The organism is Massilia sp. ZL223 (genome assembly GCF_018119395.1).
Taxonomy (GTDB): domain Bacteria; phylum Pseudomonadota; class Gammaproteobacteria; order Burkholderiales; family Burkholderiaceae_D; genus Telluria.
Genome location: NZ_JAGPWD010000010.1, coordinates 66,602 through 88,870, shown reverse-complemented (window position 1 = coordinate 88,870; position 22,269 = coordinate 66,602). Strand labels below are relative to the sequence as shown.

Below are 22,269 nucleotides of genomic sequence, written 5' to 3'. Positions count from 1 at the left end.
GACCGCTGAATACGACAATGCCGCCCGGGCGACCGGGCGGCATTGTCGTTTTTGCAGCGAACAGGCTTACTGCTTCAGGTATTTGTCGAGGAAGGCCAGGATCTTGGCGCTGGCCTCGGCCTGGTTCTTCTTCTTCGAGAAGCCATGGCCTTCGTCCGGGAACACGATGTACTCCACCGGCACCTGGTTCTTGCGCACCGCCTCGACGATCTCGTCGCTCTCGGGCTTGATCACGCGCGGGTCGTTGGCGCCCTGGATCACCAGCAGCGGCTTGCGGATCTTATCGGCGTGGAACAGCGGCGAGGTGGCGGTCAGGAAGTCCTTGTCCTTCACCGGGTCGCCGATCTCGTCGTACAGCGCCTTGCGCTGGGCTTCCCAGTACGGCGGAATGCTCTCGAGGGTGCGGATCCAGTTCGAGACGCCGAAGATGTCGATGCCGACCTTGAACGCTTCCGGCCGGAAGGCCAGCGCCGACAGGGTCATGTAGCCGCCGTAGCTGCCGCCCATGATGGCGATGCGCTCCGGATCGATATAGCCCTGGCTGGCGAGCCAGGTCTTGGCTTCGACGCAGTCCCACAGCGGCTCCAGGCCGTGCTTGCGGTCGTCGGCGCGGAAGAAGGTCTTGCCGTAGCCGGAGCTGCCGCGGTTGTTGATGCCCAGGACCGCGTAGCCGTGGTTGACCAGGTACTGGACCTGGGCGCTGTAGCCGCGCATGGTCTGGCCGCCCGGTCCGCCGTGCACCAGCACCACGGCCGGCACCTTGGCGTTCGGCGAGGCGCCTTTCGGCTTGTAGTAGATCGACGGGATCACGGTGCCGTCGAAGGAGCGGAAGCGCACCACTTCGGCTTCCACCAGGTCGTTCGGGTCGATCTCCTTGCTCAGGCTGCGCGTGAGCTGGGTGGTCTTGCCGGTCCCGAAGTCATGCACGTACAAGTTGCTGGGCGAGCGGTCGCCGTTCAGGTAGAAAGCCATGCGCTTGCCGCTCTCGGAGAAAGTCACCTGGCGGATCTCGCCGCCCGGCAGCTTGGGCAGGGAGACCGGCCTGGTGTCGCCGTCATAGACACGCACGTCGATGCTGCCGTCGCGGTTGACTACGCTCACGCGGTGGCGGCCGTTACGCGAATAACGCGTATCGAGCAGGTCCCAGTCCGCCTTCTCCACTTCCGACACCGCGCCGCTTTGCAGGTCGTAGGCCATGATGCGCGAGAATTCGCCCTCGGCGTTACTGGTGAACAGCAGGCGCTTCGAGTCCGGATCGAAGCTGGCCGCCGAATGGCCGGCCGGCTCCTTGTGCGGCGTAATATGCTTGGTGGCGCCGGTCCGCAGGTCGACCACGTAGACATCGCTGTCCGAGGTGGTATTGGACTTGTCGAGCGCCACCCAGTTGCCGTCGCGGCTCACCGCCGAGATGCTCATGCCGCTCTCGTTGCGGTACACCATCTTGCGCGCATAGCTCTTCGCGTCGTACAGGTAGAGGTCGAAGAACTTCGGGTCGCGCTCGTTGGTGACGACATAGAAGCCGCTGCCGTCCGGCACCCAGCCGGCGAAGGAGGCGCGGTGCTTCTCGCCCGGCGTCAGGTCGCGCTCGGCGCCGTCGAGTTCGCGCACGAACAGGTGGTTGCGTTCGTTGCCGCCCTGGTCGCGGGTGAACAGGATGCGGTCGTCGTTGTAGAAGTAGCCGACCGCGTAGGTGCTGTCGGTGGTCGACTTGGTCAGGGCGCGCGGCGCGCCGCCGCCCACCGGCATCGTGTACACGTTGAAGATGCCCGACTCGTTGCTGCTGAACAGGATCTGCTTCTCGTCCTTGCTGAAGGAGGCGCCGGTCACCGAGGTCGTCGCCATGAACTGCTCGATCGTGTAGCGCTTCGGTGCCTTGGCTGCGGCTTTCGCGGCAGGGACCTTGGCTGGGGCGGCGCCGTAAGCGGGCGCGAGTGCGGCGGATGCAAACAAGGCGAACAGGGCACAGCGGACGGCATGACGGGATGGGGACATGAAGGCTCCTGTGGAAGGTGGTCACAATGGTCGAGATGACGCTTGCAGTCTTGCAAAACCCTTAACATGTGTCAACCCCGGAGAAACCGGTTATGCTTCGCCCATGATCGACCTCGCCACGCTGCAGGCAGCCGCCTACAAGACCGAACTCGCCGCCAGCCGCCAGCTCGCCGAACGCAGCGGCATGCCGCTCGAAGCGGCCCTGCGCGCCACCTTGAGCCTGCGCGCCGGCGCCGCCGGTCTCGAGCACCTGCTGGCCCAGCGCCAGTCCTTGCGCGTCCATGCCGAGCAGCGCGCCGCCGTGCGCCAGGCCGGCGCCCAGGCCGCCCGCTCGCGCCGCGGGGTCCCCGGCCAGGCCCTCTGGCAAGCCTGGTTCGACGGCTCGGCGCGTCCCAACCCGGGGCGCTGCGGCATCGGCGCCATCCTCGAAGGCCCCGGCGGCCAGCGCATCGAACTGTCGCAGGATGCCGGCTACGGCAACAGCAGCGAAGCCGAATACCGCGCCCTGATCGCCGTGCTGCAAGCGGCCGTCCTGCAAGGCGCGGCCGGCCTGGCCATCCATGGCGACAGCCAGGTGGTGGTCGACGACGTCAACGGCCCGGACCTGGCGGCGGCGCCGTCCCTGGCGCACTACCGCGGCCAGGCGCGCGCCCTGCTGGCGCGCCTGCCCGGCGCCACCCTGCGCTGGATCCCGCGCCACAAGAACACCCGCGCGGACGCGCTCTCGCAGGCCGCTTTTCCCCTCACCGCACTGGAACACCCCGCATGACCGAACTCCCCGCAGACCTGCCCGGCTGGCGCACCAAGCTGGCCGCCCTGGCCGCCGCCCACGCCGGCAAGGACGGCGCCCACGACGCCAACCACCTCGACCGCGTCTGGCGCAACGCCCAGGCCTTGCTGCCGCAGCATCCGGAAGCCGATCCGCTGGTGGTGCTGGCCGCCTGCTACCTGCACGACCTGGTGAACCTGCCCAAGAACGACCCGGACCGGGCGCAGGCCTCGCGCCGCTCGGCCCAGCTGGCGCGCCACCAGCTGGCCTGGATGGGCTTCCCGCCGGAACGCCTGGACGCGGTGGCCCATGCGATCGAAGCCCACAGCTTTTCCGCAGCCATCCCCGCCGACAGCATCGAGGCCAGGATCGTGCAGGATGCCGACCGCCTGGACGCCCTGGGCGCGGTCGGCCTGGCGCGCATGTTCTACATCGCCGGCATGATGGGCAGCGCCCTGGCCCATCCAGGCGATCCTCTTGCGCGGGACCGTCCGCTCGACGACGGTTCGTATTCGCTCGACCACATCGCGGTCAAGCTGGCCACCCTGCCCGGCAAGATGCAGACCGAGGGCGGGCGCAAGCTGGGCCAGGAGCGCCTGGCCTACCTGGAATCCTTCCGCGCGGCCTTCGCAGCCGAGTGGCTGGGCCAGCCCCCTGCCTGACACCCTTGCCTCGATGCTAAGATAGGCGGTCCGCCAACCGCCCGAGGTGTGCATGCCCCGCTCGACCGCTCCAACCAAGACCGCTCCCGGCAACCTGAATTTCATCCTGGTCTGCATTTTCATCGACATGCTCGGGATCGGCCTGATCGTTCCGGTCATGCCCCTGCTGGTCGGGCAGTTCGTCGAGGGCAAGGAGCAGCAGGCGCTGTGGTTCGGGGCGCTCACCACCGTGTTCGGCCTGATGCAGTTCCTGTTCATGCCGGCGCTGGGGGCGCTGAGCGACCGCGTCGGGCGGCGCCCGGTGCTGCTGTATTCGATGGCGGGCATGTGCCTGAACTTCCTGATCACCGCGTGGGCGCCCAGCCTGGCCTGGCTGTTCGTGGGCCGTATCGTCGGCGGCATGTCCTCGGCCAGCATGTCGGTGGCCTCGGCCTATGCGTCCGACATCTCGACCCACGAGAACCGTTCGCGCAGCTTCGGGAAAATCGGCGCCGCCTTCGGCCTGGGCTTCATCTGCGGTCCCATGCTGGGCGGCCTGCTGGGCGACGCGGGCCTGCACCTGCCCTTCTACGTGGCCGCCGCGCTGTCGGCCGCCAACCTGCTCTACGGGTACTTCGTGGTGCCGGAATCGCTGGCGCCCGGCCTGCGCGCGCCCCTGCAGCTGGCGCGCCTCAATCCGTTCTCGGCCCTGCTGCGCCTGGTCAGGCGGCGCGAGATCCGTGGCCTCGTGATCGTCATCACCCTGGTGAGCTTCGCCCAGATGATGCTGCATTCCACCTGGGTGCTGTACACCACCTTCCGCTTCGACTGGACCCCGCGCGACAACGGCATCGCCATGTTCTGCGTGGGCCTCGCCTCGGCAGTGGTCCAGGCCGGCCTGCTGGCGGTGCTGATCCGCCGCTTCGGCGAAATGCGGCTGGCCCTGCTGGGCATCAGTTCCGGCGCGGTCACCTATATGCTCTACGGCCTGGCGACCCAAGGGTGGATGATGTACGTCTTCATCCTCTGCAACCTGCTCGCCTTCGCCGCGGGTCCCGCCCTGCAGGGCATCGTCTCGAAGGCGACGGCGCCGGAGCGCCAGGGCGAACTGATGGGATCCCTGCAATCGATCAGCAGCCTGGGCGTCATCGTCACGCCCCTGATCGGCACTGCGATCCTCGGCGCCGCCAGCCACTTGCCGGCCTCGGACTGGCGCATCGGCGGCAGCTTCTTCCTGTGCGCGGCGATGCAGATCGTCGCCATCGTCGTGGCCCGCCATTACTTCCGCACCCACCGCCACGCCTGATGGACAGCACGATCCTGGCGGCCGTCCTGTTCGCCGCCTTCCTGCACGCGGCCTGGAACGCCATGCTCAAGCTGCGCGGCGCGGGCGTGCATGCAGCCGCGGCCGTCACCATCGGCGCCGGCGTGATCGGCGCGGCGCTGCTGCCCTTCCTGCCCGCACCCGCCCCGGCCAGCTGGCCCTTCATCGCGGCGTCCGCGGTCCTGCACGCGCTCTATTACGCGATGCTCGCCGCCACTTACCGCAGCGCCGACATCAGCCACGCCTATCCGCTCATGCGGGGCAGCGCGCCGGTGATGGTGGCCTTGTGCGGCAGCCTGCTCGGCGCCGAGACCCTGCATGCGGCCCAATGGCTGGCCATCGGCCTGATCTGCGCCGGCGGCGCGGCGGTGTACGCCGGCTCGCGCACCGGCTCCGCCGGCAGCGGCAGGCTCACCCTGCTGGCCCTCTCGACGGCCGCCATGATCGCGGCCTGCACCCTGGTCGACGGCTTCGGGGTACGGCGCTCCGGCGCGCCGGCCGCGTATACCGCGTGGATCTTCATGCTCACCGGCGCCGCCAGCTCGGCGCTGGCCTGGGGCCGCATGGGCGCCGAGCTGCCGCGCTACCTGCTGCGCCACCCCGGCCTGGCGCTGGCGGGCGGCGCGGCGACCACCGCCTCCTACGGCATCGCGCTGTGGGCCATGACCTTCGCGCCGGTGGCGGTGGTCGCGGCGGTACGCGAAACCTCCATCGTGTTCGCCGTGGCGATCGCCATGCTGGTCCTGCGCGAGCGCCCCTTGCCATCGCGGCTGGCGGGCGCCGGTCTGATCGCACTGGGCGCGGTCGCCGTGCGCCTGGCCTGAGTCCTCAGAACTTCAGCTCAAGCGTGGTGCGCATCTTGACGGCGTCCGGGTAGTTCCAGAGCCGCTTTTCCAGCCCCGTGACCGGGTCGGCATACGTCGGCCCGAAGGTGTTCTCCTCGGCCAGCAGGTTCGACAGCGCCACCCGCAGCTGGGCCTTGGGCGTGAAGGTCCACGCGGCGTAGCTTTCCAGGTCGGTCCGCGCGGTCCGGTAGAAGCCGCGGTTTGCCGCGACCCGCACGAAGCCGCCGCGCCGGTGCGCCAGGCTGGCCCCCAGCGCCAGCGCGCCCGACTTGTAGTCGACGCCGAGGTTGGCGGTCAGCGGCGTCTGCTGCTCCATGCGGTTGTCCGGACCCGGCACCGAGGCGACGCGCGACCAGTTGCGGCTGACGCTGGCGCGCAGGTCGATCGCCGGCGCATCCGCGAACAGCGACGTGAGCGGGAACTTGGTCTCGATCTCGAGGCTGCGCATGCTCGCACGGTCGTCGTTCACGGGCGTGAAGATCCAGTGGACGCCGTTGAAGTAGATACGGTTGCTGACATAGTCCTCGATCCGCCGCAGCGCGCCGCTCACCGACACCATCGCCCCCTCGGCCCAGTAATGCTCCCAGGCCGCATCGAGTCCCCAGGCAAGTTCCGGCTTGAGGTCCGGATTGCCGACGAAATCGGCCTCGGTGGCGCTGTTGTTCTCCCAGGCCGAGCGGCGCGGCACGATGCTGTCCAATTCGGGCGCCTTGTAGGTGCGGCTCACGGCCAGGCGCAGCTGGTCGCCCTCCTTGCCGTCATGGCCGGGAAGCTTGTACAGGGTCTGCAGGACCGGGCTCAGGACGCTGGATGTCACCCGCACCGGTTCGACCGCATTGCCGGACGCGCGCGTGCGCACCCCTTCCCAGCGGGCGCCGAGATAGGCCGACCAGCGCGGGTTGATGGTCCATTCGTCCTGCGCGTAGAACGCGGCGCGGCCGACGTTCGCGCCGAAGTCCTCGTCGAGCAGCTGGCCCGGCGCGAACACCCGCACCCGGTCGCGCTCGGCGCGAATGTCCGAGCTCTCGTTGAAGCGCAGGTCCCAGCCCAGCGCGAACAGGTGGCCGCCGTCCACCGGCCTGGCCAGCTTGCCGGTCGAGTTGGCGCCCCGGGTGTGGGTGTCGGACAGCGTGCTGCCCTCGGTCTCGGGCATGCCGCCGGCGTCCAGGCCGGAACGCCGCACATGCATCTTGCGCGAGGACCATTCGGCACCGAATTTGACGTCGAGCTTCAGGCCGGACTCCAGGCTGCGGGTCCACTGCAGGTCCGACTTCAGCAGCCGGTCGTCGAATTCGCCGAAGACGCGCAGGTCGGGCGTCTGCGGCGGCCGGCCGGCCAGGGTGCTCACCACCACATGGGCGTTGTTGCGGAAGCTGCTGCTGTTGAACAGGGTTTCCCAGCCGATGGTGTCGCCGTTGTCGAGAGTCCAGTTGAAGCGCGGGCCCAGGTTCAGCCGGTTCATGCGGCCGCGCTCGATGGCGTGGGTGACACGGCGCATGTCGGTCAGGCCGTCGGGGCGGATGTTTTCCTCGCTGCCGCCCCACTCGCGCGACAGGCTGTCGTGGTTGCCGCCGGCCGAGAACGACCAGGACGACTTGTCGCCACGGTCCCCCAGCTGGGTGCTGAAGGTCGGACCACGGAAGTCGCTGCTCAGCAGGTAGCCCAGCTTGGCCTCGCGCTGGCGCTTGCTCGCCCGCTTGCGCAGCACGATGTTGATCGTGCCCGCCACCGACTCGGCGGAAAACTCGGCGGTGGCGACGCGCAGCACCTCGATGCGCTCGATCATCTCGGGCGAGAGCGAGTCGAGCGCGAAGCCGGCCGGGGTGCGTTCGCCATTCACCAGGATCTGGGTGTAGCCGTCGCCCAGGCCGCGCATCCTGACTTGCGTGCTGCGCCCTGCGCCGGTGGTCACGGTGACGCCGGGGATCCGCTTGAAGATATCGGCCACGTTGGTGTCGCCGTAGCGCGCGATCTCCTCGCGCCCGACCACGATGCGGGCGGCGGTGTCGTCGCGGCGGGCGTCGTAGCCGGCGCCTTTGACCTCGACGCGTGCCACGTCCTGGCCAGGTGCGGCCGAGTCCTGGGCATAGCCCGAACTGGCTAGCGAGGCGGCCAGCGCGAAGCTTGAGATCCGGTGTGCAGGGTGAATGTGCGGCATGAGTTTCTCGTCTCCCTATTAATGTGGAAACAATATATGCCACACATGAGTACAATGTAAACATGTAAACGGAACTTTCCAATGCTATCGGATGGAAGTCCCCACTGCCATACACTGGAAGCCCAAGGTTCAGCGACCTCATCCTGTAACTCATCCGTCGCTTGCGCTCCCCGTCTGCAACCGTGGCGCGCGTTTCCCTCTGCCGGTAGCTGCGGTACACTCCGCCCATGGCGGTGCAGGAATTGGACTTTCCGCTGAGCATCCCCGCTATAATGCGCGATCGTTTATTCAGAGAGGCCCGTCACCGTGTCCCGTATAAAAGTCTTGCCCCAGTACGTTATGCCGAAGCAGGCGCTGACCAATTTCGCGGGCCGTGTCGCCGGCGCCAAGGGCGGCGCCATGACCACCAGCCTGATCCGTTGGTTCGTGGGCAAGTACGGCGTGAACATGGACGAGGCGGCCAATCCGGACATCGGCAGCTACACCAGCTTCAATGACTTCTTCACCCGTCCGCTGCGCGAGGGCGCGCGTCCGCTGGCGGTGGCCGACTTCGTCTGCCCGGTGGACGGCGCGATCAGCCAGTTCGGCGACGTCGACGACCACCACATCTTCCAGGCCAAGGGCCACAAGTTCACGACGGCGGAACTGGTCGGCGGCGACGAGCAGCTGGCCGCGCACTTCCAGCACGGCCACTTCGCCAACCTCTACCTGAGCCCCAAGGATTACCACCGCATCCACATGCCTTGCGACGGCCGCCTGACGCGCATGATCTATGTGCCGGGCAAGCTGTTCTCGGTGAACCCGACCACGGCGCGCGGCGTGCCGGGCCTGTTCGCGCGCAACGAGCGCGTGGTGTGCGTGTTCGAGTCCGAGGAACACGGCCCCTTCGTGATGACCCTGGTCGGCGCCACCATCGTGGGCAGCATGGCCACGGTCTGGCACGGCATCGTGAATCCGCCGCGCATGCCGCGCATCTTCGAATGGAAGTACGAGGACCAGCAGGTCGTGCTCAGGAAAGGCGAGGAAATGGGCCGCTTCCTGCTCGGCTCCACGGTGGTGATGCTGTTCCGCCGCGGGTCGATCGCCTTCAACGCCGACTGGTCGCCAGAACGGCCGGTGCGCCTGGGCGAGTCGATGGGCGACCGTCCGCGCGCTTAGGTCGTCACGCCTGGGCGCCCGGCCCGGACGGCTGCATGAAGGGGTCGTGGCCCGCTTCGCGGCACATCACGCCGATCATTTCCAGGAAAGCCCGCGTCTTGGCGGGCATCAGCTTCCGGCTCGGGAACACCGCCCAGCCGTTCGCGGTCGGCATCTCCCATTCCGGCAGCACCCGCACCAGTTCCCCCGCATGCAGGTAGGGCTCGGCGAACAGCTCCGAGCTGATCGCGATGCCCGCGCCGCGCGCCGCGATCCGTGCCAGCAGGTCGGGTGAATTGGCCGTGGCCCGCGCCGGCAGCGCGCGCTCCCAGCGCACCTTGCCGCGCGTGAGGACCCAGGGCACCGAACCGCCGTAGCGGCTCAGGATGCACAGCACGTCGTGAGTCAGGAGGTCGTCCGGATGCTCGGGTATGCCGTGCCGGGCCAGGTAGCCCGGCGACGCGTACAGGGCCAGGCGCTCCAGGGTGATCGGGCGCGCGCTCAGGGTGGCGTCGTCCGGCAGGTCGCCCATGCGGATCGCGATGTCGAAGTTCTCGGCCACCAGGTCGACCCGGCGCGGCGACAAGTCCATCTCCAGGGTCACCATCGGATAGCGCGCCAGGAAGCGCGCCACCACCTCGTTCAGGCCGGCGTTGGCGAAGTCCGGCGGGGCCGAGATGCGCAGCTTGCCGCTCGGCTCGAGCTGGCGGTGCTGGGCCAGGGCGCCGGCCGCCTCCACCTCGTCCGCGACGCGGCGCGCGTGTTCGAGCAGGATGGCGCCGAATTCCGTCACCACCAGCCTGCGCGTGGTCCGCTGCAGCAGGCGCTCGCCGAGGCGGTCTTCCAGCAGCGCCAGACGGCGCGAGACGGTGGACTTGGGCAAGTCCACGCGCTCTGCCGCGCGGCTGAAGCTGCCTGCCTCGACAATGCGGGCAAAGAGCAGCAAGTCGTTCGGTTCCACGTCCATGATTGTTCCACCAGTAGGATAATGTTATCCATTCTACCGTCTTCCGCATCGGTTTTGGGATTGATACGATGTGTCCATCGAAAACATTTCTTGGAAACGAAGGGACAACACCATGAACATCCTGCACATCACCTCCAGCGTCCGTGGCAACGATTCGGAATCGACCCGCGTCACCAACCAGATCGTCGAGAAGCTGCTGGCGGCCAATCCGGGCGCGACCGTCACCCGCCGCGACTTCGGCGCCAACCCGCACCCGCTGCTGGACGGCGCAGCCGTCGGCGCCCTGTTCACCCCGGTCGACAAGCGCACCGTCGAGCAGGCCGCCCGCGTGGCCCTGGATGACGCCCTGATCGCCGAAGCCCAGGCCGCCGACGTGATCGTGCTCGGCGCCCCGATGTACAACTTCAGCATGCCGGTGCAGCTGAAGGGCTGGTTCGACGCCATCGCCCGTGCCGGCGTGACCTTCCGCTACACCGAGACCGGTCCCGAAGGCCTGCTGAAGAACAAGAAGGTCTACGTGGCCACCTCGCGCGGCGGCGTCTACCCGGCGGAAGCCGACCCGCAAGTGCCGCAAATGCGCGCACTGCTGAACTTCCTGGGCCTGACCGACCACACCTTCATCTACTCGTCGGGCATGGCGATGGGCCCGGAAGCAGTGAGCAAGGGGCAGGCGGCGGCCAACGAAGCCATCGTAGCGGCCCTGGCATAATCTTCGCCGCCATCGGGGCGGCGAAGCGAACAGCGACATCAACTGGACAGGAGAACAGCATGACCCAGCAAACTCAGGAAATCGTACGGGCAACCCCGGTCGGCAAGACGCGCGGCGTCGAGCGGATCATCAACGGCCAGTTCGTGATGGACGGCGCGGGCGTGAAGATCAACCGCGTCCTGACCGGTCCGCTGCAGCGCCGCCTCGATCCCTTCCTGATGCTCGATGCCTTCGGCAGCGACAAGCCGGGCGACTACATCGCCGGCTTCCCCGAGCATCCGCACCGCGGCTTCGAAACCGTGACCTATATGCTGAAAGGCCGGATGCGCCACCGCGACAGCGGCGGCAACGAAGGCCTGATCACGGATGGCGGCGTGCAGTGGATGACCGCCGGCCGCGGCGTGGCCCACTCGGAGATGCCGGAGCAGAACGAAGGCCTGATGGAAGGCTTCCAGCTGTGGCTGAACCTGCCGGCCAAGGACAAGATGACCGATCCCTGGTACCGCGACATCCCGGCCGAGGAAGTCCCGCGCTTCACGCTGGAAGGCGGTGTGACGGTGCAGGTGATCGCCGGCAGCACCCATGGCGTGGATGGCGCGGTCCAGCGCGATGCCACCCAGCCGCTGTATCTCGACCTCGAGATCCCGGCCGGCGTCACGGTGGAGCAGCCGATCCCGGCCGGCCACAACGCCTTCGTCTACGTGTTCCGCGGCGAAGCCGTGGTCGATGGCAAGGGCGTGGCCTCGGGGCGCATGGCGATCCTCGACAACGCGGCGGGCGCCGACGGGGTGCGCATCAAGGCAGTCGAGCCCAGCCGCCTGCTGGTGCTGGCCGGCCGCCCGCTGAACGAGCCGATCGCCCAGTACGGACCGTTCGTGATGAACACGCAGGACGAGCTGTACCAGGCGGTCGAAGACTTCCGCAACGGCCGTTTCGCCTGACGCAAGCTTGACCTTCGAGGGCCGCCCGCAAGGGCGGCCCTTTTTGCATGCGCGTCCGCCGGGCTTGCGCTACACTGCCGGGATGAAGCATCCGTTCACCTTCCCGCCATGCCGCTGCTAGACACCCTCTCCTCGCTGCTCTCGCGTGCGAGCCGGGCCCTGGGCCTGGAAACGGCCGACGCCTTCCCGCCCGGCCATGCCTACGCGCGCACGCGCTGGAACAAGGCCTATTTCGACATCGCCTCGGACCTGAGCGCCGACCAGATGGAAACCGCGATCTGCGCGGCGATTGCGAATACGCCCTGGGTGTTCGCCCACATCCACAACCCGACCCCGCGCATGCAGCGCGCGCTGCTGGCGATCATCGAAGCGCGCCTGCGCCGCTCGGATGCGCCGACGGACCTGGCGCGCTTGCTGATGGACGCCTACCGCAGCCCGCATACTCCGGAGATCGTCCCCGGCCTGCGCGCGGCCATGGCGGCCAATGCCGAATTCGATCCGCTGGTCCAGGCGCATGCGGTGCTGGCCTACCTGGCCGATGCGCCGGCCGCCTTCGGCGTGATCGAAGCCCAGCACTGAGCCCGCATGAAGATGTCGACCGCGATCACCATCGTGCGCGGCATCCGCCTGGTGGTCGCCTTCCCGCATCCCAGTTATGTGCGCCCCGGCGTGGGCGACGTGCTGCTGGCGCGCCTGGTGCCCCATTACCCCGCCCTGCCGATCATGCTGGTCTCGGCCAAGGTGAGCAATGCGCGCGCCTATGCCACCTTCGAGACCGATGCGCTGCTGGCCGAGCTGGATCTGGCGGATCTGGTCCTCGAACGAATCGACCTCGACACGCCTCCAATCCTGGAGACGGAACCGCCGTTCTAAGCACTATGCGTGCGTCATGGCGTCTCCGGCGCCACGGCGCGCCGCGTTGTCCGGCACGTAGCGCTCGCGCAGCGCCATGAACGGCGACTCGACGAGGCGGTACAGCAGCCAGCCGGTCAGCACCGACAAGGCGAGCAGCGCGGCGATGGCCGTTGGCGACTCCGCATGCACGCCATGCCGCGCGAGCCAGGCCGCGCCCATCACGCACACCTGCTTGTGCAGCAGGTAGATGGCGTAGGACCACAGCGCCACGGCGCCGGCGCCCGGCACCCGCAAGGCGCACAGCAGCGAACCGGGCGACACGGCCGCCACGATCAGCAGCGAGAAACCCAGCGCCAGCAGCGGGAAGCCGAACACCGTCGGCCCCTGGCCATAATGATCGGCCAGGAACCACCAGAACGCGATCCCGGTCACCGCTAGTCCCGCCAGGCCGAGCAGGTTGCCATGCCGGGTCAGGCGTCCCCACGCCTGCGGATGATAATTCCTCAACAGCGCGACCGAGACGCCCGCCAGCAGCTCGTCGAAGCGGCAGAAGCTCGAGTAATAGATGTACTTGTAATAATGGTGCATCCAGTAGCGCTCGCCTTCCACGACGTCCTGCCACAGCCAGGCGCGGGTGAGCACGCCTGCCCCGAAGGCCAGCGCGATGGCGAACCAGGCCAGGCGCAGGGAGCGCCCGAAGGCCGCGCCGAGCAGCGCCAGCGCCGGCAGCAGCATGTAGAACTGCTCCTCGATCGCCAGCGACCAGGAATGCGAGAACGCGCTGCCCGGCTCCAGGTGGTGGTTCTGGATGAAGCTCAGGTACTTCCACAGCGGCAGCAGCGGCGCCTCGCCGCGGAAGGCCGGCCACAGGAAGTACAGCGCCAGCACGAACCAGTAATTCGGCAGGGTGCGCAGCAGGCGGCGCGCATAGAAGCGCGGCAGCGACAGGCCTTCGCTGCTGCGCACCGCCTTGAAGATCTGGTTGCCGATCAGGTAGCCCGACAGCGCGAAGAACAGGTCCACGCCCGCCCAGCCGATCTGGCCCACCCAGCCGAAGGTCGGCCGGTCGGTCACGAACAGCACGTAATGGTGCAGCACGACGAGGGTGACCGCGATCGCGCGCAGGGTATCGAGTCCGTGGATGCGGGCGCTGCTCATGCCGGCCAATTCAAGAAAGGAAAGTTGGGGATCATGCCACGCCGTCCTTGCCGGCGCCAGCATTCCTCCCGCATTGTCCTATAGAATACTGGCACCCTTTTTCCTCCGGAACTTCCAGCAATGACTTCCTCACGCCAGTTTCAGTTCAAATCCGTCAACTATACGGCCATCGCCCCCGGCCCGCGCCTGATCATCATGGGCGCCACCCATGGCAATGAAGTATGCGGCACCAAGGCGATCCAGCGCGTGATGGAGGAAATCGACAGCGGCAAACTGCACATCAGCGCCGGCAGCGTGACCTTCGTCCCGATCGTCAACCCGCTGGCCTACGCCAAGGGCGAGCGCAACGGCGACCGCAACCTGAACCGCGACCTGTTCCCGAAGGACGACCCGCAAGACTTCGAAGACCACGTCGGCAACTGGCTGTGCCCCCTGCTCGCCCAGCACGACGTGCTGCTCGACCTGCACTCCTTCAACGCGCCGGGCCAGCCCTTCGTGATGGTGGGGCCCGAGAACAACGACGGCGCGCTGCAGCCCTTCCGGCATGCGGAGATGGAGCGTGCCTGGGCGCTGCGGCTGGGCGTGCGCCGCTTCGTCGACGGCTGGCTGGCGACCTACGGCGCCGGCGTGCAGCGCCGCTCGCGCGACGCCGACGAGCTCAAGACCGTGCTGCGCTACGGCGTCGGCACCACGGAATACATGCGCAGCACCGGCGGCTACGCGCTGACCCTGGAGTGCGGCCAGCACGCCGATCCGCAGGCGCCGGAAGTGGCCTACCAGGCCATCATGAACACCCTGGCCTTCCACAAGCTGATCGACGCGCCGGAACCGCAGCCGGCGCCGTATGAAGAAATCGAAGCGCTGTCGATGGTGGTGGTGCACGACAAATTGAACGACGGCGACCATTTCACCCGCCAGTGGGCCAGCTTCGACCCGCTGACCGAGGGCGACCAGATCGGCGTACGCGCGGACGGCACGCCGGTGGTGGCGGAATTCAGCGGCCGCATCCTGTTCCCGGATGCGAAGGCGCTGGCCAACAAGGAGTGGTACTACCTGACCCGCCCGAACCCGCAGTTTGGAAAATGAGCGGCAACTAATAAGGCCGCTCAGGCCGGCATCTTGCCGCGCCGAAATCGAGGCGGTCCCTGCACGCATTTCGCGAATATCGTAATATGACGATATTCGGATCGTAAAAATCCGATATAGGTAGAGCTCATGGACATCGACGCGATCCACAAGGCGCTGGCCAATCCGGTGCGGCGCCAGATCCTGCAGATGCTGAAGGACCCGCAGCAGCACTTCGCCGAGCAGGAACATCCCCTCGACTTCGGCGTGTGCTGCAAGCTGATCGACCAGCGCACCGGCCTGTCGCAATCGACGGTCTCGGCGCACCTGGCGACCCTGCAGCGCGCGGGACTGGTCAGCACGCGGCGCGTCGCCCAATGGGTCTTCTACCAACGCAACGAGGAGGTCATCCAGGCCTTCCTCGCCCAACTGAATGACGGACTGTAGGAGTACCGAATGACGAATATGTTTGACCCGATCAAAGTGGGCGCCCTGGAGCTGCCGAACCGCATCGTGATGGCGCCGCTGACCCGCTCGCGCGCCGTGGGCGGCGGCCGCGTGCCGAACGCGCTGATGGCGGAGTACTACGTGCAGCGCGCGTCGGCCGGCCTGATCCTGTCCGAAGCCACCGCCGTCACGCCGATGGGCGTGGGCTATGCCGATACCCCGGGCATCTGGTCCGACGAGCAGGTGCAAGGCTGGAAGCTGGTCACCGACGCCGTGCACAAGGCGGGCGGCCGCATCTTCCTGCAGCTGTGGCACGTGGGCCGCATCTCGGACCCGGTGTTCCTGGACGGCGCCCTGCCCGTCGCCCCGTCGGCGATCCAGCCCAAGGGCCACGTGAGCCTGGTGCGTCCGAAGCGCGACTACGCCACCCCGCGCGCGCTGGACACCGCCGAGATCCCGGCCATCGTCGCCGCCTACCGCAAGGGCGCGGAAAACGCGAAGAAGGCCGGCTTCGACGGCGTCGAGATCCACGGCGCCAACGGCTACCTGCTCGACCAGTTCCTGCAGGACTCGACCAACCAGCGCAGCGACCAGTACGGCGGCTCGGTGGAAAACCGCGCACGCCTGATGCTGGAAGTGACCGACGCCTGCATCGAAGTCTGGGGCGCGGACCGCGTCGGCATGCACCTGGCGCCGCGCCGCGATTCGCACGACATGGGCGATTCCGATCCCGCCGCCACTTTCGGCTATGTGGCGCGCGAACTGGGCAAGCGCAAGATCGCCTTCATCTGCGCACGCGAAGCGATCGGCGAGGACAGCCTGCGTCCGCTGCTCAAGAAGGAATTCGGCGGCGTCTACATCGCCAACGAAAAGCTGACCAAGGAAAGTGCAGAGCAGCTGATTTCCTCGGGCGAGGCGGACGCCGTCGCCTTCGGTGTGTGGTTCATCGCCAATCCGGACCTGCCGAAGCGCCTGAAGTCCGGCGCGCCGCTGAACGCTCCCAAGCCTGAACTGTTCTACCACCCGACGGCGGAAGGCTATACCGACTACCCGGCGCTCTAAGCTGCAAGCTCGCAGCGGGCCGGCGTCCTCAAGGGCGCCGGCCCGTTTTCTTTGTGGCGCCCCTTCAGTGCGAGGCCACTACCGGCCTGGCGCGCAGCCGTTCGACCGCCTCGTAGACCACCGTGCGCACGTCCGCGCACTGCAGCTTGGCGAGCGCCTGCAGGTCGCGCGTCTTGCCGGCCTCGCGCGCCACCAGGTAGCCCAGGTAGTAGCCGCGGCGCGCCGGCAGGCCGGTGTCGTCGCCCTTCCCCATGAACAGGCCGGCGTAGACCGCCTCGTCCTTCGACTCGAGGTTGGCCGCCAGGTGCTCGAAGGCGCGGTCGAGCTGGCGCTCGGTATCGCTCACCAGGTTGCGCGGGAAGTCGAGCAGCAGCTCGGCGTTGCTGGCCGAGGGGTTCATGGTCCTGGACACATAGGTGGCCAGCCCTTCCTGCCACAGCGAGGTCCACACCCGCTCCTCCGCGCAGCCGGTCGAGTGATAGTCATGGAACAGCTCGTGATGGAAGAAGCCCGCTTCGTCGCCGTCGCCGTGGATCCTGGTCATCATGTCGGCCCCGAAGATGAAATAAGTGCGGCCCTTGATGGTGCGCGTGCCGCCGTCCATCTCGCCCAGCGAATGCACGAAGTACAGGTCGCCCTTTGGCCGGTAGTCCGGGAAGGCCTTCTGGAAACTGGCCGTGTACAGCGGCAAGTCCCTCGTGAAGCGCTCCACCTTCTTGCGGTAGGCTTCGCGCAGCGCCGGGAAGGCCTCGTAGGCCGCGGCGATCTGCTTGTCGCGCTCGGCCTGGGTGCGCTTGCCCTGGTAGCGCTCGATGCCGTAGAACTCCGGGAAGCGCGCCGCCACGCTGGCCTTGAAATCTTCCACGAAGGCCGGCGCCGAAGTGGCGGCATTGCGCTCGTAAGCCTCGAGGAAGCCGCTGGCGAGGTCGATCACGCGCACGCCGGGCGCCGGCGGGGCCTCGGCCGCGCGGGCGGCGCCGGCAAACATGAGGGAAGCGAGGATGCTGGAAGCCAGGCGGAATGCGCGCATGATGGTGGTCTGGAGTGAAGAAAACGGCATTCTAGGACGGCGGCGCGCCGGGATTGTCGTGAATTTGTCGACGCCGGGGAGCGCCGGGCTCCGTACGTACGTCCTACAAAGCGATATGTATGTGGTGTAAATGACCCCGAGTGCGTGCTATTCTTGCGCGATTATTATTTTGCGCACCGATGCCGCCCGCATCGGTGCGCTTCCAAGAGAGAGGAGTCACCGTGAACTTTCCAGCACGTCGGGTGATGGCCCTGGCCATCGCATCCGCCTTCGTCTTCGGCGCCGCCGCTTCCGCGTCCGCCGCCCCCGCCGCCACCCGCGCCGAAAACGCCTACCTGTCGCAGGAAGACGCCGCCGCCCGCTCGGCGCGCGTGTCGAATGTCGACTACGTGCTGGACTTCACGCTGACCGGCAAGGAAAGCTTCGCCGGCACCACCACCGCCACCTTCGACCTGAAGGATACCGGTTCGGCCCTGACCCTCGACCTGGACAAGGCCACCGTCAAGTCGGTCACCGTGAACGGCAAGCCGGTCCAGGCGCGCTACAACAACTGGTTCATCACCATCGAGCCGCAGGACCTGGTCCAGGGCCGCAACACCGTCACCGTCGCCTACGAGCGCCTGCACAGCACCAACGGCGAAGGCCTGCACCGCATGGTCGACCCGGTCGATGGCCGTGTCTACACCTACTCGCACTTCGAGCCGGCCGCCGCGCACCAGATGTTCGCGGTGTTCGACCAGCCAGACCTGAAGGCCACCTACAGCGTCACCGTGACCGCCCCGAGCGACTGGACCGTGGTCACCACCACGCGCGAGACCGCCGTCGCCGATGCGGGCGCCGGCAAGCGCTGGACCTTCAAGACCACCAAGAAGCTCAGCCCGTATAACTTCTCGCTGCACGCCGGCCCCTACAAGGTCTGGGAAGACAACAGCGCCCGCTACCCGATGCGCCTGTTCGCGCGCCAGTCGGTGGCCTCGCAGGTGACCCCGCAAGACTGGTTCCGCTACACCAAGGCCGGCCTGGACTTCTTCGACGAGTACTTCGGCATCCCCTACCAGTTCGAAAAATACGACCAGCTGCTGGTGCCGGACTTCCTGTACGGCGCCATGGAAAACGCCGGCGCGATCACCTTCGCCGAAGCGGGCTTCATGTACAAGGCCGCCATGACGGCCGAGCAGAAGCAGCGCCTGGCCGCGGTGATCATGCACGAGATGGCCCACCAGTGGTTCGGCGACCTGGTCACCATGAAGTGGTGGAACGGCCTGTGGCTGAACGAGAGCTTCGCCTCCTTCATGGGCACCCTGGCCACCGCCGAAGCCACCGAGTTCAAGGACGCCTGGCAGGCCTTCTACCAGGGCGGCAAGCAGGCCGCCTACGTGCAGGACCAGAAGGTCACCACCCACCCGATCGAAGTGCCGGTGCCGTCCTCGGCCAACGCCTTCGACAACATCGACGCGATCACCTATTCGAAGGGCGCCTCGACCCTGAAGCAGCTGCGCCACCTGCTGGGCGAAGAGACCTTCCGCAAGGGCGTGCACAACTACCTGGTCAAGTACCAGTGGCGCAACGCGACCCTGCAGGACTTCATCGGCAGCCTGGGCGAGGCCGCCGGCCGCGACCTGAGCGGCTGGACCAGGGAATGGTTGTACCAGCCGGGCGTGAACACCATCGAAGCCTCGTACGCCTGCACCGGCGGCAAGATCGCCAGCTTCGCCCTGGGCCAGAGCGCGCCGAGCAAGGAGCTGCCGACCCTGCGCGAGCAGCGCGTGCAGGTCGCCACCTTCAAGCTGGACGGCGGCAAGCTCTCGCTGGTCAAGAACGAACCGGTCACCTACAAGGGCGCCCGCACCGCCGTGCCGGCCCTGAACGGCGCCGCCTGCCCGGACCTGGTTTACCCGAACTACCAGGACTGGGGCTTCGCCAAGGTCCAGCTGGACAAGCGCTCCTTCGAGACCGCGCGATCCAGCCTGGCCAAGGTCGACGATCCGCTGCTGCGCGCCATGCTGTGGCAAAGCCTGTGGGACGGCGTGCGCGACGCCAGGCTGCCGCTGAACGAATTCATCAAGGTGGCCCTGAACAACGCGCCGCAAGAGCAGGACTACACCCTGCTCGGCGACATGGTGGGCAAGATCGTCCAGTCGAAGCACTACCTCGACGCCATGAACCTGAATAACGCCTACGCGAAGCAGACCACCAAGGCGCTGGAAGACATGGCCTGGAACGGCGTCGTCGCCCACAAGGGCAACGACAACTTCCAGCGCCGCTGGTTCAGCACCTACCTGGGCGTGGCCAGCAGCGACGGGGCGCTGGCGCGCCTGGCCGGTCTCCTGGACGGCAAGACCGCCGCCGAGGGCCTGCAGATCAACCAGGACCAGCGCTGGGCCATCATCGGCCGCCTGAACCGCTACAACTACCAGGGCGCCGGCGCGCTGGTGGAAGCCGAGCAGGCGCGCGACAAGTCCGACACCGGCCAGGGCGCCGCCGTGGCGGCGGCCGCCAGCCGTCCGGACGCCAGGTCCAAGGCCGAGTGGCTGGCCACGATCGAGGACCTGAAGACCAAGCTGCCGTTCTCGCGCGTGCGCACCGCCATGCACACCATCTACCCGGCGGAACAGGGCAAGCTGAGCGAGCAGACCGCCGCCAAGCGCCTGGCGAGCCTGCCGGCGCTGGACAAGGCGGCCGGCCCGGTCTTCATGCGTTCCTACGCGACCAGCATGATCCCGGCCAGCTGCACTCCGGAGAGCGTGCAGCGCCTGCAGCGCGCGGCGAACCAGATGAAGGACCTGTCGGCCTTCACCCGCCGCTCGCTGCTCGACACGCTGCAGGAAGACCAGCGCTGCGTCGCCATCAAGAAGGCGATGACCGCGCCCAAGTCCTAAGGCGGCATGCGCGCGCACGAAGGCTTGATGCCACGGCGCGCGCCCGGCTGGCCGCTTGCGGTCACGCTCGGCGCGCACCTGCTGCTGGCCTGGCTCTGGCTCACGGGCGCCAAGCCCCGGCTGGAGGCCGACAATTCCTTCGAGCGCGTGCTGACCCTGGTGCAGGTGCTGCGTCCGCCGCAGCCGGCGACTCCCCGCCCAGTGCCGGCGCGCGCCCCTGACACGCGAGCGGCTGCGCCGCGATCGGCGCCGGCGCGGGACGATGCGCCCGCCCAATCCATTCCCATCCAGCAGCCGCCCGCAAGCAGTTTTCCCGAACCCTACGACGACCCGCTCGCCGAACGCAGGGATGCCCAGCCGCCCGCCGACGGCGCGGCTGCGCAGGCGCACCGCCAGGCCGGTCCGGCCGACCACGAACTGCGCGGCGGCAAGCCGGCGCCGCTGGCGCCCACGGACTCGCGCTGGCAGCGCTTCGCTGAACGTCTCGAATCGGCGCACAAGGACAGCTCGCGAACTCTGGCCAGTGAGTCCTACACCACGCCGGATGGCGTCACCATCTACCGTTTCCGTCGCGGCAGCAAGGTCTATTGCCGTACCGGCGGCAGCGTGCGTCCGACACCCAGCGCTCTCGACTACGTGCGTGACCGCGGCGGGGCCGTGCAGTTCGACACCGGCGGCGGCGAAGGATCGGCGGGACTGATCCCCTGCCCCAAGTACGCCCAGTTCAAGCGCGACTAGCCGCGCTTGCGGCCAGCTCCGGGCCGGGCTGCGGGCCTGAGCTGCATCAGGCCCCGCGCCTGCGCGGCGCGCTAGCCTGATGGGCCATCTGAAAGGACGCCCATGTTCAAGCTCATCACCTGGAATATCCAGTCGGGCCGCAACCCGGAAGGGAACATTGATCTCGACCGCATCGTCGCATGCCTCGAGCGATTCGCCCGGCACGACGTAATTTGTTTGCAAGAAGTATTCTCCGGCTACGGCGACGGAGAAGACCAGTTCGCTGCGCTGCGCGCCCGCCTGCCCGGCCACGCGGCGGCCGCGGCCTACGCCTGCGACACGGCCGGGCCCGGCGCCCCGGACGCGCCGCGCCTCCGCACCGGCTGCATGATCCTGTCGCGCCACCCGATACTGGAAAGCTTCCGCCACACCCTGCCCTGGCCGCCCGATCCCGGCGTGCCGAGCATGCCGCGCACCGCGCTCGAAGTCACGGTGGCCGCTCCCGGCGGCCTGCTGCGCGTCGTGAGCGCGCATCTCGAATATTTTTCCTGCACCCAGCGCCTGGCCCAGGTCGAACGCCTGCGCGAACTGCAGCGCGAAGCCTGGCTGCATGCGCGCGTGGGGCGGGCGTCGGGCGACGGGCCCTTCGCCGCCGTGCCGCGCGCCGGTCCCGCGCTGCTGGCGGGCGACTTCAACATGCTGCCCGGCTCCCTCGAGCACCAGCGCCTGCTGGCGCCCTTCGACGACGACACCCCGCCCTGGCGCGACTGCTGGCACCTGGCCCAGCCCGGCCGCCGCCATGCACCGACGGTCGGCCTGCACGACCTGCGCCCGGACGCCGCGCCGCCCTTCACCTTCGACTACGTGTTCGCCAGCGCCGACCTGGCGGGCAAGGTGCGGCGCATGCGCATCGACGCCAGCGAGCAGGGTTCCGACCACCAGGCGGTGCTGGTCGAGCTCGATTGGAACGCTGCCTGACGCGTTCGCCGCGCGGCCCTTACAATAGCGGACCGGTCCCGGCCTGGACCGGCAACGCGCGGACCCGCGCCGCGCCCAGCTTGACGAGGAAACGCTTTGGACTGGGACTACCCGCACCCCTTCATCCTGCCGGTCGTGCCGCGCGCCGCCGACATCGACGGCCTGAACCACACCAACAACGCCGTGTACGTGCGCTGGTGCGAGCAGGCCGGCTGGGCCCATTCGGAACAGCTCGGCCTGTCGCTCGACGACTACCGGCGCCTGGACCGCGCCATGGCGATCCGGCGCGGCGAATATGATTACCTGCTGCCTACCCTGCTGGACGATGCGCTGCTGCTGGCCACCTGGCTGGTGGGCGGCGACGGCAAGCTGAGCATGGAACGCCGCTTCCAGCTGGTGCGCGAGCGCGACGGCGCCACCGTGCTGCGCGGGCGCTGGGACCTGGTCTGCATCGAGATCGCCAGCGGCCGTCCGCGCCGCATGCCGGCCGAATTCCTGGACGTCTACATGCCGGCCGTGCTTGCCGCCGGGACGGCATGAGCTGAAGCAGCGGCGGCAAGAGCGCATTGCACGCCCTCAAAGAGCACGTTGAGCA

21 protein-coding genes are annotated in these 22,269 nt (G+C 68.0%); 16 read left to right on the top strand and 5 right to left on the bottom strand.

Annotated elements, in window-relative coordinates; translation table 11 throughout:
- Nucleotides 1–66 precede the first annotated feature (66 nt).
- A complete protein-coding gene (locus KBW95_RS09100; RefSeq protein ID WP_211524045.1) occupies nucleotides 67–1,992 on the bottom strand; it encodes a S9 family peptidase in 1,926 nt (641 codons plus the stop codon).
- A 103-nt stretch (nucleotides 1,993–2,095) separates the two neighbouring features.
- Between KBW95_RS09100 and KBW95_RS09095 the strand changes: the two genes are divergently transcribed.
- From KBW95_RS09095 to KBW95_RS09080, 4 genes are read left to right on the top strand one after another with little or no spacing between them, the layout of a single operon-like run.
- On the top strand, nucleotides 2,096–2,761 hold the full coding sequence (locus tag KBW95_RS09095; protein ID WP_211524044.1) for a ribonuclease HI family protein: 666 nt from the start codon (nucleotides 2,096–2,098) through the stop codon (nucleotides 2,759–2,761).
- Complete coding sequence (locus tag KBW95_RS09090) at nucleotides 2,758–3,423, top strand: HD domain-containing protein (protein ID WP_211524043.1); 666 nt, start codon at nucleotides 2,758–2,760, stop codon at nucleotides 3,421–3,423. The genes KBW95_RS09095 and KBW95_RS09090 overlap by 4 nt, the downstream gene beginning before the upstream one ends.
- A 52-nt stretch (nucleotides 3,424–3,475) precedes the next feature.
- Nucleotides 3,476–4,708: an MFS transporter gene (locus KBW95_RS09085; protein ID WP_211524042.1), complete on the top strand. Its 1,233-nt coding sequence runs from the start codon at nucleotides 3,476–3,478 to the stop codon at nucleotides 4,706–4,708.
- Nucleotides 4,708–5,550: an EamA family transporter gene (locus KBW95_RS09080; RefSeq protein ID WP_211524041.1), complete on the top strand. Its 843-nt coding sequence runs from the start codon at nucleotides 4,708–4,710 to the stop codon at nucleotides 5,548–5,550. Before KBW95_RS09085 ends, KBW95_RS09080 begins: the two co-directional genes overlap by 1 nt.
- A 4-nt stretch (nucleotides 5,551–5,554) precedes the next feature.
- On the opposite strand, the gene KBW95_RS09075 is transcribed toward KBW95_RS09080, so the two are convergent.
- The gene (locus KBW95_RS09075; protein ID WP_211528041.1) at nucleotides 5,555–7,729 is read right to left on the bottom strand and encodes a TonB-dependent siderophore receptor; all 2,175 of its coding nucleotides are present in this window, start codon (nucleotides 7,727–7,729) and stop codon (nucleotides 5,555–5,557) included.
- 339 nt (nucleotides 7,730–8,068) lie between these two features.
- On the opposite strand from KBW95_RS09075, the gene asd reads away from it, so the two are divergent.
- On the top strand, nucleotides 8,069–8,887 hold the full coding sequence (gene asd, locus KBW95_RS09070; RefSeq protein ID WP_211524039.1) for an archaetidylserine decarboxylase: 819 nt from the start codon (nucleotides 8,069–8,071) through the stop codon (nucleotides 8,885–8,887).
- 4 nt (nucleotides 8,888–8,891) lie between these two features.
- Here the strand turns inward: asd and KBW95_RS09065 are convergent, their stop codons facing one another.
- Nucleotides 8,892–9,833 carry a LysR family transcriptional regulator gene (locus KBW95_RS09065; protein WP_211524038.1) on the bottom strand — a complete coding sequence of 314 codons (942 nt, stop codon included), beginning with the start codon at nucleotides 9,831–9,833 and terminating at the stop codon, nucleotides 8,892–8,894.
- A 112-nt stretch (nucleotides 9,834–9,945) separates the two neighbouring features.
- On the opposite strand from KBW95_RS09065, the gene KBW95_RS09060 reads away from it, so the two are divergent.
- From KBW95_RS09060 to KBW95_RS09045, 4 genes are all read left to right on the top strand, one after another.
- On the top strand, nucleotides 9,946–10,542 hold the full coding sequence (locus tag KBW95_RS09060) for an FMN-dependent NADH-azoreductase (RefSeq protein ID WP_211524037.1): 597 nt from the start codon (nucleotides 9,946–9,948) through the stop codon (nucleotides 10,540–10,542).
- A 59-nt stretch (nucleotides 10,543–10,601) separates the two neighbouring features.
- Nucleotides 10,602–11,483 carry a pirin family protein gene (locus KBW95_RS09055; RefSeq protein ID WP_211524036.1) on the top strand — a complete coding sequence of 294 codons (882 nt, stop codon included), beginning with the start codon at nucleotides 10,602–10,604 and terminating at the stop codon, nucleotides 11,481–11,483.
- Nucleotides 11,484–11,591: 108 nt separating this feature from the next.
- Nucleotides 11,592–12,062, top strand: coding sequence for a hypothetical protein (locus tag KBW95_RS09050; protein WP_211524035.1), 471 nt, complete (start codon nucleotides 11,592–11,594; stop codon nucleotides 12,060–12,062).
- A gap of 6 nt (nucleotides 12,063–12,068) precedes the next feature.
- Nucleotides 12,069–12,356, top strand: coding sequence for a hypothetical protein (locus KBW95_RS09045; protein WP_211524034.1), 288 nt, complete (start codon nucleotides 12,069–12,071; stop codon nucleotides 12,354–12,356).
- Between the two features lie 3 nt (nucleotides 12,357–12,359).
- On the opposite strand, the gene KBW95_RS09040 is transcribed toward KBW95_RS09045, so the two are convergent.
- Nucleotides 12,360–13,496 carry an acyltransferase gene (locus tag KBW95_RS09040; protein WP_211524033.1) on the bottom strand — a complete coding sequence of 379 codons (1,137 nt, stop codon included), beginning with the start codon at nucleotides 13,494–13,496 and terminating at the stop codon, nucleotides 12,360–12,362.
- Between the two features lie 120 nt (nucleotides 13,497–13,616).
- On the opposite strand from KBW95_RS09040, the gene KBW95_RS09035 reads away from it, so the two are divergent.
- From KBW95_RS09035 to KBW95_RS09025, 3 genes are all read left to right on the top strand, one after another.
- The gene (locus tag KBW95_RS09035) at nucleotides 13,617–14,582 is read left to right on the top strand and encodes a succinylglutamate desuccinylase/aspartoacylase family protein (RefSeq protein WP_211524032.1); all 966 of its coding nucleotides are present in this window, start codon (nucleotides 13,617–13,619) and stop codon (nucleotides 14,580–14,582) included.
- A 129-nt stretch (nucleotides 14,583–14,711) separates the two neighbouring features.
- Nucleotides 14,712–15,008: a helix-turn-helix transcriptional regulator gene (locus KBW95_RS09030; protein ID WP_211524031.1), complete on the top strand. Its 297-nt coding sequence runs from the start codon at nucleotides 14,712–14,714 to the stop codon at nucleotides 15,006–15,008.
- 9 nt (nucleotides 15,009–15,017) lie between these two features.
- A complete protein-coding gene (locus tag KBW95_RS09025; protein ID WP_211524030.1) occupies nucleotides 15,018–16,070 on the top strand; it encodes an alkene reductase in 1,053 nt (350 codons plus the stop codon).
- 64 nt (nucleotides 16,071–16,134) lie between these two features.
- On the opposite strand, the gene KBW95_RS09020 is transcribed toward KBW95_RS09025, so the two are convergent.
- Nucleotides 16,135–17,100: a hypothetical protein gene (locus KBW95_RS09020; protein ID WP_211528040.1), complete on the bottom strand. Its 966-nt coding sequence runs from the start codon at nucleotides 17,098–17,100 to the stop codon at nucleotides 16,135–16,137.
- 221 nt (nucleotides 17,101–17,321) lie between these two features.
- Between KBW95_RS09020 and pepN the strand changes: the two genes are divergently transcribed.
- The 4 genes from pepN (at nucleotide 17,322) to KBW95_RS09000 (ending at nucleotide 22,214) form a co-directional block, all read left to right on the top strand.
- Nucleotides 17,322–19,979 carry an aminopeptidase N gene (pepN, locus tag KBW95_RS09015; RefSeq protein ID WP_373888778.1) on the top strand — a complete coding sequence of 886 codons (2,658 nt, stop codon included), beginning with the start codon at nucleotides 17,322–17,324 and terminating at the stop codon, nucleotides 19,977–19,979.
- 6 nt (nucleotides 19,980–19,985) lie between these two features.
- The gene (locus tag KBW95_RS09010; RefSeq protein WP_211524028.1) at nucleotides 19,986–20,717 is read left to right on the top strand and encodes a hypothetical protein; all 732 of its coding nucleotides are present in this window, start codon (nucleotides 19,986–19,988) and stop codon (nucleotides 20,715–20,717) included.
- A 102-nt stretch (nucleotides 20,718–20,819) separates the two neighbouring features.
- Nucleotides 20,820–21,674, top strand: a complete 855-nt coding sequence (locus tag KBW95_RS09005; RefSeq protein ID WP_211528039.1) for an endonuclease/exonuclease/phosphatase family protein — start codon at nucleotides 20,820–20,822, stop codon at nucleotides 21,672–21,674.
- A gap of 96 nt (nucleotides 21,675–21,770) precedes the next feature.
- Nucleotides 21,771–22,214, top strand: a complete 444-nt coding sequence (locus KBW95_RS09000; RefSeq protein ID WP_211524026.1) for a thioesterase family protein — start codon at nucleotides 21,771–21,773, stop codon at nucleotides 22,212–22,214.
- Nucleotides 22,215–22,269: the final 55 nt, after the last annotated feature.

Coding starts and splice junctions, on each gene's coding strand:
- KBW95_RS09065 (WP_211524038.1), bottom strand. CDS start 9,833: ATGGACGTGGAACCGAACGACTTGCTGCTCTTTGCCCGCATTGTCGAG.
- KBW95_RS09035 (WP_211524032.1), top strand. CDS start 13,617: ATGACTTCCTCACGCCAGTTTCAGTTCAAATCCGTCAACTATACGGCC.
- KBW95_RS09080 (WP_211524041.1), top strand. CDS start 4,708: ATGGACAGCACGATCCTGGCGGCCGTCCTGTTCGCCGCCTTCCTGCAC.
- KBW95_RS09005 (WP_211528039.1), top strand. CDS start 20,820: ATGTTCAAGCTCATCACCTGGAATATCCAGTCGGGCCGCAACCCGGAA.
- KBW95_RS09095 (WP_211524044.1), top strand. CDS start 2,096: ATGATCGACCTCGCCACGCTGCAGGCAGCCGCCTACAAGACCGAACTC.
- KBW95_RS09100 (WP_211524045.1), bottom strand. CDS start 1,992: ATGTCCCCATCCCGTCATGCCGTCCGCTGTGCCCTGTTCGCCTTGTTT.
- KBW95_RS09040 (WP_211524033.1), bottom strand. CDS start 13,496: ATGAGCAGCGCCCGCATCCACGGACTCGATACCCTGCGCGCGATCGCG.
- KBW95_RS09030 (WP_211524031.1), top strand. CDS start 14,712: ATGGACATCGACGCGATCCACAAGGCGCTGGCCAATCCGGTGCGGCGC.
- KBW95_RS09055 (WP_211524036.1), top strand. CDS start 10,602: ATGACCCAGCAAACTCAGGAAATCGTACGGGCAACCCCGGTCGGCAAG.
- asd (WP_211524039.1), top strand. CDS start 8,069: ATGCCGAAGCAGGCGCTGACCAATTTCGCGGGCCGTGTCGCCGGCGCC.
- KBW95_RS09075 (WP_211528041.1), bottom strand. CDS start 7,729: ATGCCGCACATTCACCCTGCACACCGGATCTCAAGCTTCGCGCTGGCC.
- KBW95_RS09010 (WP_211524028.1), top strand. CDS start 19,986: ATGCGCGCGCACGAAGGCTTGATGCCACGGCGCGCGCCCGGCTGGCCG.
- KBW95_RS09060 (WP_211524037.1), top strand. CDS start 9,946: ATGAACATCCTGCACATCACCTCCAGCGTCCGTGGCAACGATTCGGAA.
- KBW95_RS09045 (WP_211524034.1), top strand. CDS start 12,069: ATGAAGATGTCGACCGCGATCACCATCGTGCGCGGCATCCGCCTGGTG.
- KBW95_RS09020 (WP_211528040.1), bottom strand. CDS start 17,100: ATGCGCGCATTCCGCCTGGCTTCCAGCATCCTCGCTTCCCTCATGTTT.
- KBW95_RS09085 (WP_211524042.1), top strand. CDS start 3,476: ATGCCCCGCTCGACCGCTCCAACCAAGACCGCTCCCGGCAACCTGAAT.
- KBW95_RS09050 (WP_211524035.1), top strand. CDS start 11,592: ATGCCGCTGCTAGACACCCTCTCCTCGCTGCTCTCGCGTGCGAGCCGG.
- KBW95_RS09090 (WP_211524043.1), top strand. CDS start 2,758: ATGACCGAACTCCCCGCAGACCTGCCCGGCTGGCGCACCAAGCTGGCC.
- KBW95_RS09025 (WP_211524030.1), top strand. CDS start 15,018: ATGACGAATATGTTTGACCCGATCAAAGTGGGCGCCCTGGAGCTGCCG.